At 62.3% G+C, this 13,316-nt stretch carries 13 protein-coding genes; 8 read left to right on the top strand and 5 right to left on the bottom strand.

Going from position 1 to position 13,316, the window contains the following annotated elements; translation table 11 throughout:
- Positions 1–232: 232 nt before the first annotated feature.
- Together AB4Y99_RS17185 and AB4Y99_RS17180 are read right to left on the bottom strand one after the other, a co-directional pair.
- The gene (locus tag AB4Y99_RS17185) at positions 233–1,105 is read right to left on the bottom strand and encodes an NmrA family NAD(P)-binding protein (protein WP_441524170.1); all 873 of its coding nucleotides are present in this window, start codon (positions 1,103–1,105) and stop codon (positions 233–235) included.
- 44 nt (positions 1,106–1,149) lie between these two features.
- Positions 1,150–1,533 carry a DoxX family protein gene (locus AB4Y99_RS17180; RefSeq protein WP_441524169.1) on the bottom strand — a complete coding sequence of 128 codons (384 nt, stop codon included), beginning with the start codon at positions 1,531–1,533 and terminating at the stop codon, positions 1,150–1,152.
- Positions 1,534–1,688: 155 nt separating this feature from the next.
- On the opposite strand from AB4Y99_RS17180, the gene AB4Y99_RS17175 reads away from it, so the two are divergent.
- Positions 1,689–2,594, top strand: a complete 906-nt coding sequence (locus AB4Y99_RS17175; RefSeq protein WP_441524168.1) for a LysR family transcriptional regulator — start codon at positions 1,689–1,691, stop codon at positions 2,592–2,594.
- Positions 2,595–2,909: 315 nt separating this feature from the next.
- Here AB4Y99_RS17175 and AB4Y99_RS17170 read toward each other — a convergent pair whose 3' ends face one another.
- Together AB4Y99_RS17170 and AB4Y99_RS17165 are read right to left on the bottom strand one after the other, a co-directional pair.
- Positions 2,910–3,575: an alpha/beta fold hydrolase gene (locus AB4Y99_RS17170; protein WP_441524167.1), complete on the bottom strand. Its 666-nt coding sequence runs from the start codon at positions 3,573–3,575 to the stop codon at positions 2,910–2,912.
- 155 nt (positions 3,576–3,730) lie between these two features.
- Positions 3,731–4,552: an alpha/beta fold hydrolase gene (locus AB4Y99_RS17165; protein ID WP_441524166.1), complete on the bottom strand. Its 822-nt coding sequence runs from the start codon at positions 4,550–4,552 to the stop codon at positions 3,731–3,733.
- Between the two features lie 734 nt (positions 4,553–5,286).
- On the opposite strand from AB4Y99_RS17165, the gene AB4Y99_RS17160 reads away from it, so the two are divergent.
- From AB4Y99_RS17160 to AB4Y99_RS17145, 4 genes are all read left to right on the top strand, one after another.
- Positions 5,287–5,742: a (2Fe-2S)-binding protein gene (locus AB4Y99_RS17160; RefSeq protein ID WP_441524165.1), complete on the top strand. Its 456-nt coding sequence runs from the start codon at positions 5,287–5,289 to the stop codon at positions 5,740–5,742.
- Between the two features lie 25 nt (positions 5,743–5,767).
- Positions 5,768–7,927, top strand: coding sequence for a xanthine dehydrogenase family protein molybdopterin-binding subunit (locus AB4Y99_RS17155; protein WP_441524164.1), 2,160 nt, complete (start codon positions 5,768–5,770; stop codon positions 7,925–7,927).
- A gap of 1 nt (position 7,928) precedes the next feature.
- Complete coding sequence (locus AB4Y99_RS17150; protein WP_441524163.1) at positions 7,929–9,263, top strand: c-type cytochrome; 1,335 nt, start codon at positions 7,929–7,931, stop codon at positions 9,261–9,263.
- A 194-nt stretch (positions 9,264–9,457) separates the two neighbouring features.
- Positions 9,458–10,405 carry a GlxA family transcriptional regulator gene (locus AB4Y99_RS17145; RefSeq protein ID WP_441524162.1) on the top strand — a complete coding sequence of 316 codons (948 nt, stop codon included), beginning with the start codon at positions 9,458–9,460 and terminating at the stop codon, positions 10,403–10,405.
- Positions 10,406–10,449: 44 nt separating this feature from the next.
- On the opposite strand, the gene AB4Y99_RS17140 is transcribed toward AB4Y99_RS17145, so the two are convergent.
- Positions 10,450–10,779 (bottom strand): hypothetical protein, encoded by a 330-nt coding sequence (locus AB4Y99_RS17140; protein WP_441524172.1) that lies wholly within the window; start codon positions 10,777–10,779, stop codon positions 10,450–10,452.
- Between AB4Y99_RS17140 and AB4Y99_RS17135 the strand changes: the two genes are divergently transcribed.
- The 3 genes from AB4Y99_RS17135 to AB4Y99_RS17125 form a co-directional block, all read left to right on the top strand.
- Entirely contained in the window at positions 10,663–11,592 is a 930-nt protein-coding gene (locus tag AB4Y99_RS17135) for an acrylyl-CoA reductase family protein (protein ID WP_441524171.1), read from the top strand. The two genes, AB4Y99_RS17140 and AB4Y99_RS17135, sit on opposite strands and share 117 nt — an antisense overlap.
- Before the next feature lie 58 nt (positions 11,593–11,650).
- The gene (locus AB4Y99_RS17130) at positions 11,651–12,607 is read left to right on the top strand and encodes a D-2-hydroxyacid dehydrogenase family protein (RefSeq protein WP_441524161.1); all 957 of its coding nucleotides are present in this window, start codon (positions 11,651–11,653) and stop codon (positions 12,605–12,607) included.
- A gap of 325 nt (positions 12,608–12,932) precedes the next feature.
- On the top strand, positions 12,933–13,316 hold a 384-nt coding region (locus AB4Y99_RS17125), incomplete at its 3' end, for a hypothetical protein (RefSeq protein ID WP_441524160.1).

Genomic DNA, 13,316 nt, shown 5'->3' with positions numbered 1-13,316 from the left:
ATTCTCGCGCGGGACGCCGAAGGACTGATCGAGTCGATCCGACTCTATCATCGGCCCTATGATCAGGTTCGCGCCTTCTCGATCGAACTGGCGCAGCGGCTCGACGGCAAGATCGCGCCGCTGCCTTTCTCCCATGCCATGTGAGATCGCCCCTCCTGCGACGGGATAGCCGTGCCGTCGAGCCCTCGCCGTCACCTGGTTGGAATGCGTCGCCTTCTGCGTCCTCTTCGGTTCACGCCGTCATGGCCTTCTGTGCCGCTGCAAAGACGTCGCGTGCGGACATCGTCCCCGCCACGTGTTCCGTCCGCTCGACGCCGAGGTCCATCCATCCGGCATTCACGGCCTCATACATTTCTTCGGCAGGTCCGCTGTGACCCTTCGGGATGCCGAATTGCTCTAACGCTTCCGCCCACCCTGCACGCGGGATTGCAAAGGCTTCCACGTCGAGATTCAGGACTTCGCCCAATTGCTCCGCGACTTCATCCGCAGTGACCATCGAACCAATCTCGACGACGCGCTGCCCTGACCACGCTGGCTCGGTCAAAAGGGTTGCGACCTCCGCGCCGATGTCGTTCGTCGCGACCATGGTCGATTTCCGGTTTGTCGGATCATAGAAGACCGGTAGCGTTCCGCTCTGCGCGACCTGCAAGCCGAAAAGAAAATTTTCGAAGAACCCGCCTGCGCGCACAAAGGCAACTGGCGATATCAGGTCGCGAAAACCTTGCTCCAGAAGCGACAAGGCCATGATGACCCCGTGCCCGCTGGTTCTGTTCGCACCCATCGACGAAAGCGCAACCACGCGCGGCGGCGCTGCCTTGGTGAGCGCCTCGACATAGTTTGCAATCACGCCCTTTGCTTCTTTGTAATCGGGCGACGGCGCCCAGACAGGGGGCAACATGACAAACGCGCCTTCGACGCCTTTGAGCGCCCGCTCGATGGCTGCCGGGTCATTCCAATCGCCGTCTACCAGTTCCACGCCCTGGTTCGCCCAGCTCAACGCCTTCTCGTGGTCGCGGACCAGCGCGCGCACCTTCTTGCCTTGCGCTAGCAAATGCCTTGCCGTCGCGCCGCCCACATTTCCCGTGATTCCCATTACTAAAAACATGCGTTTTCTCCTGATGTTGAGGACAGAGCACTGTCCCGGTTGGTTCAATGGATGAGCGGTAGAAGGACCCGGATACGGGGATCGCGCAGATAGAGGCCGCCCCAAGTCATCGCGCCCAGAAGCAGCGAAATCAGTTCGGGCGCCGATCCCAATTCACCGATGCGGACATGGGCGCAGATGGCGCCGCCCAAAAAGCCCGTTACCAGGATCGCCCCTAGGACGGCGGTGGCCGGGATGGCGTAAAGGATGGCGCAGGTGAGGATGATCGGACCGACGACTTGGGTGAGGTCCATCGCGAACCCGGTTTCCTGCAACATGCTCGCGATCTGTGCCGGCGCGAAAAGCTGAATAGTGCCGTCTGCCACCAGAGCGATAACGACAAACGCGCTCATGATCCGGCCGGCCCACAGGCTGCGATGCAAGGCCATGGCTTCAGGCGCCCGATGCGGGGTGATAGTTCCGGACACTTGTGCTTCTCCGATGGAGGTCTCATTCGGAGGATTACTGTGTCTCTTGGATATGATAAATGCCGCACAAATGAACGCACTGTTCTCTCTGGAACGAACAATGCTAAGGCACGAAAATGCAGAATCTTGAACCCATCCTCATCTTCATAACGGTGGCCGAAATGGGGAGCTTCACCCGCGCGGCCGATAGCCTGGGCATCCAAAAGGGGCGGGCCTCCACGGCGGTCCGGAAGCTGGAAGAAGATGTCGGTGTCAGGCTCCTGCACCGGACGACGCGCAGCGTGCAGTTGACGGAGGACGGGCGCGCATTTCATGTCCGTGCCCGCGATCTGCTCGCTGAAGTCGATGACTTGCACTCGATGTTCGCGGGCGATCGCGTGGCGCTTCGCGGGCGTTTGCGGGTCGATCTTCCGACCGAGGTGGCGCGCACAACGATCGTGCCGGCCTTGCCTGACTTCCTGGCGGCTCACCCCGAGCTCGAGCTGGAAATGTCGAGTACGGATCGACAAGTCGATCTGGTTCAAGAGGGGTTCGACTGCGTATTGCGGCTTGGACCCATCAGGGACGAAACGCTGGTTGCCCGCCCGCTTGGCCTGTTACGTATGGTCAATGCTGCCAGTCCCGCTTATCTGGCGCGCTATGGCATCCCTCGATCGCTAGAAGATCTCCAGCGTCAGAAACATCGGACGGTTCATTTTTCGACGATGCTGGGCGCAAGGCCCCATGGATGGGAATATCCAGACGGCGACAGCTATGCGACGCTTCAGTTGCCAGGTGCGTTGCACGTCAACAGCGCGCAGACCTACGACGCTGCTGCCGTCGCCGGCCTTGGCCTGATTCAGGCGCCATTCTTGGGGCTTGGCCAATACTTCAGGAGTGGAGCGCTTGTGGAAATCATGCCCGATTTTCGTCGCCGTGCGCTTCCCGTGTCGCTCATCGTAGCACATCGGAGCAATCTGTCGCGCCGCGTCCGCGCATTCATGAAATGGATCGAAGATGTGCTGACGCCGTATGTGGAATAGCGAGACGAGCAGCTTTGTGCAGACCTCGAAATCAACACCTTGAATCACTCCCTTTGCTCGCAGGATCGGTGAGTTTTGGCACAGCCTGGGCCGTTCCCCGCCGCCATCAGCTGCTTCAGGGCTCGAGGAATTCGAGCAAGAGGCGCGCAAAAGTCTCGGGCTTCTCCCACTGCATGAAGTGGCCAGTATCGGGGAGAGGAACGAGATCGAGCCCTCCGGGAAAGAGCCGATCCTGCCCCTCGAACATCTCCGGTCCGAAGCAACCGTCGCGCAAGCCGAAGAGGGTGCGTGTAGGCGTGACGACAGGTGAAAAGATCAGCCGCCGCGAGAGCGGACTGAACAGACTGCGCGGCAGCTGCCGATAATAGGATAGTCAGCCGTCATACGTCCGGGCGCGGCGTAGTTGAGCTTGAGCGGGCGCAGTTCCGCCTCACTTGCACCCCAGTCCGGCGACCAGCGGCGGATCAAGCTCTCGATGCCGGCGAAGTCGTTGCGAGACAGGCGGGCCTCCGGCAGCCAGGGCAACTGGAAGCCGAGGATATAGCTGGAGCGGACAAGCTGGCGCGGCCTGGGTGTCAGCAGGAAATGCCCCGTATGGGGGACCGCCGCCGTGACCATGCGGATGACACGATCCGGGACGAGATTCGACGTGGCGTAGGCGGTCGCGGCGCCCCAATCGTGGCCGACGATCGAAAAGCGGTCTGCGCCGAGCGCATCCGCCAACCCTACGACGTCCTTCGCCGATGCTTCGATGCGATAGTCGCCGTCGGGCGCGATATCGCTCGGCCCATAGCCTCGCAGGGCCGGGGCCACCGCGCGGAACCCCGCTGCCGCGACGATGTCGAGGACCGGCAGAAATCCTCGGAACGTGTCGGGGAACCCGTGCAGAAAGATCACGAGGGGGCCAGACCCACGGCTGACATAGCCGACGCGAAGGCCGCTCGGTCGAATGGTGCAATATGTGATCAAATCGGGCGCCATAGCTGGCTCTCCAAGGACGACGTCGGCTTCGGCGCCGGCATGGTGCTCTGTCTGCCATGCTCACTGAGTGTCATCTCATGCAAAAGCTGCCACGGACCAGCCGTGGCAGCTTGCTGGATCGTTCAGGACGACAGCTCCCGAACGAGACCTCTCCGTCAGGACTTGAGAAATGCCAGAAGATCTGCGTTCAGCCGCTCGGCATGCGTCACGGCGAGTCCGTGCGGAGCGCCCGGATACTCCTTCAGCGTCACATGCGGCAGCGCCTTGACCTGCCGGCGCGAGGCGAGATCGATCGGCACGATCTGGTCGTCATCGCCCTGAATCAGCAGCGTCGGCATGGTCATCTTTTTCAGGTCCTCGCGGAAATCGGTCTCCGAGAAGGCCTTGATGCAATCGTACTCGCCCTTGACGCTGCCCATCATGCCCTGCCGCCAGAAGGACTCGACCTGACCCTGCGAGACCTTGGCGCCAGCCCTGTTGTAGCCGAAGAAGGGCATCGCAAGCTCCTTGAAGAACTGCGCGCGGTCGCCGACGAGGCTTGCGCGCAGACCGTCGAAGACACTCATCGGCGCGCCCTGCGGATTGCTGGCGCTTTGCGCGAAATAGGGCGGGACGGCGGAGACGAGTACCGCCTTCGCGACGCGCTGGGTGCCGTGGCGCCCGATATAGCGCGCGACTTCGCCGCCGCCGGTCGAATGCCCTACCATCGTCGCGCCGCGCACATTGAGCGTGTCGAGAAGCGTCGCCAGATCGTCGGCGTAGGTGTCCATGTCGTTGCCGGTCCAGGGCTGGTCGGATCGACCGTGGCCGCGACGGTCATGCGCGATGACCCGATAGCCGTGATCGGCCAGAAACAGCATCTGGGCGTCCCAGGCATCCGCGCTCAGCGGCCAGCCATGGGAGAAAGTCACGACAGGCCCGGCGCCCCAGTCCTTGTAGAAGATCTTCGTGCCATCCTTCGTCGTCACCGTGGTCATTTTGCTCGATCCTTTTTGAGTGGGTTTGGCTTCGCTTGCGGTCTTGGCGAATGCGTTGCCGGGCAGGTTTGCGGCCGCGGCAACGCTCCCCGCCGCGATCATCACGCTTCTGCGTGAAATCGATTTATCTCCTACGTCGTTGCTGTGCATCGATCTCACTCCATTGTTGAAAGATTTGAATATTGTCCTAGCGAGAATCTCGATACAGATGAACTATCAGTAGTTTTTATATATATACAGCGATATTCTATCTGACCAAGGAATTTATGTTTGTATGTTATTTTAGATTTCACTTTTACGTGCCAAGCAACAATTATACGATGGTGTATTCGCTGCGTTCCGGCCCAGCGCTTCATGAGCGAGGCGCTTCTTGGGAGCCATATGTCGGCCTTCCGGTCGCAGCGGAGACATGTCGTGCATGTCTTCACCGCTCCAGCTGGAGGTGGACAAACCGGCCGCTGCGGCGCCATTCGCGGATTCATGGCATGGCAATGTCAGTCCGGCTTCGCCGAACCGGATGCCAGCCGTACTTGGCCCGACGTTCAGGTCATACCGAAGCCATCAGCGCGTGGTCGCCAACAAGTCGCAGGGCTTTGTTCCGGTTCTAAACCTACGTATGATTGCTGCGATGCGACATGTATGTTCACTCTTCCGCATGAATATATTCGGGTCGATTGCCGATACTGTCAGCGACCGCTTTTGCGTCTCCCTAAATCAGAGATCGAGGCCGCTCGATGATCGAACTGACGATTAATGAAAGCCGGCGAGCGTTCGATGTGACGGCGGATATGCCGCTGCTCTGGGTTCTTCGCGATCTGGCGGGCCTCACCGGGACGAAATTCGGATGCGGCATCGCGCAATGCGGCGCCTGTACGGTCCATGTCGACGGCCAGCCTGCCCGGTCTTGCCAATTGCCGGTGGGGGCGATCGGCACTTCGTCAATCACCACCATCGAGGCGGTGAGCAGGACGAATGCGGGGCAGCGGATCCAGAAGGCGTGGATCGACCTGGACGTGGTCCAGTGCGGCTACTGCCAGTCGGGACAGATCATGTCCGCGGCGGCTCTTCTGGAGACGACGCCGAAGCCGGAGGATGCCGACATCGACGCGGCCATGGCTGGGAACATCTGCCGATGCGGCACCTATGTCCGGATACGCGAGGCGATCAAGCATGCCGCCGGCCAAAGCTGAGATGACGTTGGGAAAGGCTTCAGCCATGTCGATATCGGCCTCCCTGCCATCGCGCCGCGCCGTCCTGGGAACGGGGGCCGTGGCCGCAGGCTTCCTGGTCCTTGGAGTCACGCTTCCGGGCAAGAGGAGCGCACACGCGGACACGCTGGGCAATCCCGACCTGTTCGCGCCGGACGCCTTCATCCGCATCGGCAGCGACGATTCGATCCGTCTGATCATRCCGCAGGTCGAGATGGGCCAGGGCATCTATACCGCCATTGCGATGATCCTGGCTGAAGAGCTGGACGTATCGCTGGCCAGGGTGAAGCTGGACGCCGCGCCTGCCGACGACGCGGCCTATGGCAATCCGCTCTTCGGAATTCAGATGACCGGTGGATCGACATCCGTGCGGGCGTACTGGATGCCGATGCGCAAGGCCGGAGCGCGCGCCCGCGCGATGCTGGTGACGGCTGCCGCCGAAAAATGGGGTGTCGAGGCCGGCGCCTGCCGAACGGAGAACGGAGCGGTGTTCCATGATCCGAGTGGCCGATCGGAGACCTACGGCGCGCTCGTCCAGCTCGCCTCGCGCCTGTCGCCTCCTGCCGAGCCGCAGCTCAAGGCGCCGAAGGACTTCAGGTTGATCGGCAAGGCGACAAAGAGGCTCGACAGCCCGGCCAAGGTCGATGGCAGCCTCAAATTTGGCATCGATGCGATGCCTGAGGGCGTGAAGATCGCGACGCTCGCCTCGAGTCCGGTTTTCGGGGGCAAGGTCGGGCGGATCGACGAGGCTGTGGCGCGCGCCGTGCCGGGGGTCCGGGATATTGTCGTCCTGGAGGACCTCGTGGCTGTCGTCGCCGATCACATGTGGGCGGCCAAGAAGGGTCTGGAGGCACTCGCCGTCGACTGGATCGATGGGCCGAATGCCGGCGTGAACTCGGCCGACCTCTGGCGGGCGCTGCGGGACGCATCAGCCGGCGAAGGCGTCGTAGCCCAGCAGATCGGCGATGCGAATGGACGACTGACCGGAAAAGGCGTCGTCGAGGCGACCTACGAGCTGCCGTTTCTCGCCCACGCGGCGATGGAGCCGATGAACTGCACGGTGCATCTGCGCGCCGACGCATGTGACATCTGGGTGGGCACGCAGGTCATGACCAAGGCCCGCAATGTCGCCGCTCAGCAATCGGGATTGTTGCCGGAGCAGATCACAATTCACAACCATCTCATCGGTGGCGGTTTCGGCCGGCGGCTCGAGGTGGACGGAATAGCGAAAGCCGTGCGCATCGCGCGCCATGTCCAGGGGCCGGTGAAGGTGGTCTGGAGCCGGGAGGAAGACATCCGGCAAGCCATGTACCGGCCGCTCTATGCCAGCAAGATGGCAGCGAAGCTCGTCGACGGCAAACCGGTGGCCTGGCGGCATCGCGTCGTCGGCCCCTCCATCCTGGCCCGTTTCCTGCCGCCGGCCTTCACTGGCGGCATCGACGCCGATGCCATCGATGGGGCCGTCGATCAGCCCTATGACATCGCCAATCAGCGCATCGAGTACGTCCGCCACGAGCCGCGCGCGATTCCGACCTGCTTCTGGCGCGGCGTCGGGCCCAACAGCAACGTCCTCGCCATCGAGTCCTTCATGGACCGGCTGGCGCGTGAATCCTCCACCGATCCCGTGGCGTTCCGGCGCGCGCTTCTCAACAAGAATCCCCGGGCCCGCGCCGTTCTGGAGCTTGCGGTCGGGAAAGCGAACTGGGGCGATTCGCTCCCGAAACGCTCCGGTCGTGGCGTGAGCCTCATGGCGGCGTTCGGAAGCTTTCTCGCCACGATCGCCGAGGTCGCGGTCACCGAGGACGGCGATGTGACGGTAAAGCGATTGGTTTGCGCCGTCGACTGCGGCACGATCGTCAATCCCGATACGGTGGTCGCGCAGATCCAGGGCGGTATGGTCTTTGGCCTGACCGCGATCCTGCACGGCGAGATCACGATCGAGGGCGGGCGCGTCCAGCAGGGCAATTTCAACGACTATAGGGTGCTGCGCATCGACGAGATGCCGCGGGTCGACGTCCACCTTGTCGAGAGCGACGAAGCGCCGGGAGGGATCGGAGAACCCGGTACCGTCTCGGTTCAGCCCGCGGTCRCCAACGCGGTCTATGCCGCCACGGGTGTTCAACTGACGCGAATGCCCATCGATCGCAAGCTGCTGAAGGCCGGCTGATATGACGTGGCGCAATGCAGTGTTCGGACTCGCTACGGGCCTTGCGCTCGCGGCCGGAGCATTCCTTGCCTGGATCGTCTTCGGTCCGGGGGCGCTGGACTTCGCCGACGGAACTCCGGTCTCGCTTGCGAGCTACCGAGAGGTATCGCCGGTCGGCGTGCCTAGAGAATTCGTCGGTGCCAGTCTTGTCGAGCGCGGCGAGTATCTCGCGCGCGCAGCAGATTGCGAGGCGTGTCATACGAAGAAGGACGGCAAGCCCTTCGCTGGCGGGCGGGCCTTCAAGCTGCCGTTCGGCACGCTCTACACACCCAATATCACGCCTGATCGCGAGACGGGGATCGGCGACTGGACCGACGCGCAGTTTCTGCGGGCCGTCCATCAGGGCATCGGCCGGGATGGGAAACGGCTCTATCCGGCCTTCCCCTTCCCGTCCTACACGTTGCTGACGGATGGCGATGTTCTCGCCATCAAGGCCTATCTCTTTGCCCTTGCCCCTGTTCGCGCTGTCGCACCGGCAAACACGCTGATCTTTCCCTTCAACCAGCGCTGGCTGATGGCCATATGGGCAACCCTGTTCAATCCTGACAAGCGCTTCCAGCCGATTCTGGAGCGCTCGCCCGAGTGGAATCGCGGCGCCTATCTCGTCGAGGCGGCGGGGCATTGCGGCGAATGCCATTCGCCGCGGAACCTGCTTCAGGCGCTCGACAATCGATCCAAATTCGCAGGTGGCGTCGCCGAAGGGTGGCTGGCCTACAACATCACCGCCGACAAGCCAGCAGGAATTGGTGCGTGGTCCGCCGATGAACTGGGCGGCTATCTCGCCAAAGGCCACGCGGCTGGTCGTGGCGCTGCCTCCGGCCCCATGGCAGAGGTGGTCGAGGCCAGCCTTCGTCACCTCGTTTCGAGTGACGTGCAGGCGATGGTCGCTTATCTGCGCAGTATCCCACCTGTCGGCAACGACAATCTTGGCCCGGTCGCGGCCGGACGCGCCTCCGCCAAGGCAGGAGAAGGGCCGACCGACCCTTCAGGCGGGAAGCGGATTTTCGAAGGAGCTTGCGTCAGCTGCCACGCCTGGACCGGCGCAGGAGCCCTGATCGGCACGGCTGAACTGACCGGGTCGCGGGCCGTGAATGACCCCCGCGGCACGAATGTCGCGATGATGATCTTGTCCGGCACGGGACCCGGCTCGTTGGGATCTGCGTACATGCCCTCGTTCGGCGCAGCCTATACCGATCGCCAAATCGCGGATGTGGCGAACTTCGTAACGTCGCGCTTTGGAGCGCGGCCGTCGAAGCTGACCGGCGCCGATGTCGCGCGTCTGCGGACACTCAACTGAGACGGCGGAACGTCCCGATACTTCTGGCGACCTGATTGACATAGGCTGCTGTCGTTAACATCTGCAGTCATGCTGTTCGACGACTGACCGCTCCCACTGCCTTCGCGATGCCGGCGTGGGGGAGGCAAGGCGCACACCCGAAGGCGGCGCCTCGCCGATCATGGCGCGATGGCCGGCTCCCTCGTGAGAAACCCATGACCCGCTCCATTGGTTACGTCGTCTTCCCCGGCTTCGGAGTCATGGCCTTCAGCGCCGTGTCCGTTTTCGAGGCAGCAAACGCGGCGGCGGAGACGGCGCAATACGACATTACGCTCTTGTCCGAAACCGGCGGCCCGGTCCGAAGTTCGATCGGCGTCGTCGTCGAGACCCAACCCTTCAGCAACGACGCATTCGATACGCTTATCGTCGGCGGTGGCGGGACGATGTCGTTCACGCCAGGCATGCGAGCCTTTCTCGGCAGCGCCGGGCGCGCCGTCCGCCGTCTCGGGGCCACTTGCACGGGACAGTTCTTCCTCGCCGATGCCGGCCTTCTGGACGGCCGGCGCGTCACGACACATTGGCACTACGCCGACGACTTCCGTAGACAGTTTCCCAAGGCGATCCTCGACGAGAACCGCCTGTTCCTTGTCGATGGACCGATCTGGACCTCGGCGGGCATGACGGCGGGCATCGATCAGGCCCTTGCCATGGTCGAGGAGGATCTCGGTTCCGACCTCGCCCGCAGGGTCGCGAAGAATCTGGTTCTTCCCTACCGGCGAGCAGGGGGACTTTCACAAAGTTCGGCGATGCTGGAGCTGGAATCGAAATCCAGTCGGGTGCAGGAGGCATTGGCCTTTGCTCGCGGCAATCTGGGCAGCACCATCAACGTAGAGCAACTCGCGCAGGCCGCGAAGCTCAGTCCCAGGCAGTTCACGCGCGTTTTTCGGCAGGAGACCGGGAGATCGCCTGCCAAGGCCCTGGAAGAGCTGCGGATCGAGGCAGCGCGCGTTTTGATCCGCGAGGGCCGCCACTCGATCGAACTGATCGCGCGACAAACCGGGTTCAACGATCGGGAACGCATGCGTCGCGCCTTCATTCGCGCGTTTGGTGAGCCGCCGCAACAGATCCGACGCGCAGCAAGGACGCCAGAACTGGTCGATTGATCGTCGCAATCGCCAACCTCGTCGGCGCCACCAAGAATTCGAGCTCACAGGCCTAAGGAGGCGTGCCGGACTATTCGCGGCGACACGAACGTATAGTTGCTGATCCGCCTGGGCTCGATCCATGAATATTGGAAAGCCTTCTGGCTTGATTTCCTGATATCCACGCAAACCGTGAAGGCTTCGCCATGTCCCGTGAACAGTTCAAGGCGCTCGTCCTGAGACGTCCTGGGGAACGGAACGAGGCAGCCGTCGAGACCGTGGCGACTGCAGATCTTCCGGCTGGAGACGTGCTCGTGCGCGTTCATTATTCCAACGTCAACTACAAGGATGGGCTGGCGATCATGCGGACGGGCCATCGCCAGATCGTCGGCCATTTTCCCTTCGTGCCGGGGGTCGATTTCTCCGGCATCGTCGAGACATCCGATTCCCGTCGCTTCGCGCCCGGAGACAAGGTGATCTTGACGGGCTGGGGCGTCGGCGAGAGCCAATGGGGAGGCTTCGCCGAGATGGCGCGGGTTCGCTCCGAGTGGCTGGTGCCGCTTCCCGATGGCATGTCGCTGCGCCAGTCCATGGCGCTCGGCAGCGCAGGCCTTGCGGCGATGATGTGCGTCGAAGTGCTGGAGCGTTTCGGAATTGACCGATCGCGCGAGGTGTTGGTAACCGGAGCGGCTGGCGGAGTTGGCAGCGTCGCGGTCATGCTGTTGCACAAGCTGGGCTTCACGGTCGTCGGATCGACCCGTCGCCCGGGCGAAGGGGCCTATCTGCGGATGCTCGGCGCCGATCGGATCGTCGATGCGGCCACGCTTGCGCAGCCGCCGGCCGAGCCCCTGATGGAGGAGCGCTGGGGAGCCGCGATCGACAATGTCGGAGGGACGACGCTCGCCAATTTGCTCGCCAGTATCATCTATGGTGGCGCGATCGCGTCGATCGGCCTGGTCGGAGGGCGCGACCTCAATACGACCGTGATCCCGTTCATCCGACGCAACATCGCGTTGCTGGGCATCGATACCGTCTACACTCCGGCTGAACGCCGAACCGACGCGTGGCGGCGCCTGGCAAAGCTGTTGCCTGACGGCCTGTCGGAAGAGGTCATAGACGAGATCCCGCTAGAGCAGGTACCCGCTCGCGCAGCGGCCGTGATGCGCGGAGAGCTGCGCGGCCGCACCATCGTTTCCCTGGCTGACTGATCTCGGCTTCCCATACTGACCGCCCGCCCGGCTGAATTCACCGAACTTGGTCATACAGATGAAGATCGCGATCCTGGACGACTATCAAGACGCGGCGCTGACCCTAGCTGATTGGTCGCGACTGTCGAATCTGGCGGAAATAGCCGTCTTCACGGATACTATAGCGGATCCGGAGGCACTGACCGGACGGCTTGCGCCGTTCGATATCCTGTGCGTGATGCGGGAACGCACACCCTTGCCGCGAGCGATTCTAGAGCGCCTTCCTCGTCTGCGCCTCATCGCCTCGACAGGCGCCCGCAACGCCTCGATCGATCTCGAAGCTGCAGCAGAACTCGGCATCGAAGTCCGAAACACCGGGTACTTCGCGTCGCCGACGGTCGAGTTGACCTGGGCGCTGATCCTCGCCCGCGTCCGGAACATCGTCGACGAGGCCATTTCCATGCGGGTTGGAGGCTGGCAGCGGTCGGTCGGATTTGGCCTGAAAGGCAAGACACTCGGTCTTCTGGGGCTTGGCAATGTCGGCTCGGAGGTCGCCCGCATCGGGCAGGCATTCGGCATGAAGGTGATCGCCTGGAGCGAGAACCTCACAAGCGAGAAGGCAGGGGAAGTCGGCGTCGAGCGGGTCGAGAAACATGATCTGTTCGCCCGGTCGGATATCCTGACCATCCATCTGGTGCTGAGCCGCCGGACCCGGGGGCTAGTCGATGCGCGCATGTTCGCGCTGATGCGACCGGAAGCCTATCTCATCAACACCTCGCGGGGGCCAATCGTCGATGAGCGGGCTCTCGTGAAAGCGCTCGATGACAAACGTATAGCCGGGGCTGCCGTCGACGTCTTCGATGTCGAGCCGCTGCCGGCCGGGCACATCTTCCGTAGGCAGCCCGGACTGCTGGCGACGCCGCATATCGGCTATGTCACCGCAGAGCTTTACCGGACGTTCTATGGAGACGCCGTTCGCCTGATCGAGAATTTCCTTGCTGAACTGCCGCCGGATTTGCATGCGCAGGTGCGGTAGGAAAGACGATTCTGCCGAAGAAGAGGTTTAATTAAATAATAAATAGCTAGAAATATAACAAATATCATATCTATGTATAGATATTGCATGGCACGATCGTATAATTTTATATGATATCTCGCTGAACGACAATCTCTCTGCCGATCACGGCTTTGGCCAGATGGATGGAGAGACCGTCATGTTCGAGATAATTAGCGCTTGTTGTCCTCAAGCTACAAGAAATTGGAAGCCATCTGCCATTGCGGCAACCGTTGCGTTGTCGTGCTGCGTTTCGGCGACCGCCTGGGCGCAGGCGAGGCAGTATCCGCCCCAGAGCGAATATCTCATGCCGCGCGACCATGAGGTCGCGATGGCCAAGAGCGCCGCTCCGGCTCATATCTCCGACCATGCCACAATCAAGGTGCTGACGCCGACGGGCTATGAAACCGTTCACGAAGGCGACAACGGCTTCGTCTGCATCGTCATGCGAGGATGGGCCAATTCCGGAATTTACACCCCCGTGCAGTTCCGCGAGCTCGGCTACAACTCGAAGATCCGTGCCCCCGTGTGCTTTACGCCCGGAGCGGTGCGCGTCGCGCTGCCGCTGGCCGAGATGAAGGACATGATGGGACTTCAGGGCAAGACGCCCGACCAGATCGCACAAGCCGTCGAGACCGCATACGCGACGGGAAAGCTGCCGCAGCGCCGGGAGGTGACCTTCGCCTATATG

The organism is Allobosea sp. TAB14, assembly GCF_052113865.1.
Classification (GTDB): domain Bacteria; phylum Pseudomonadota; class Alphaproteobacteria; order Rhizobiales; family Beijerinckiaceae; genus Allobosea; species Allobosea spartocytisi.
Note: the sequence above shows the minus strand (reverse complement) of the source record. Positions and strands in the feature narration are given on the sequence as shown.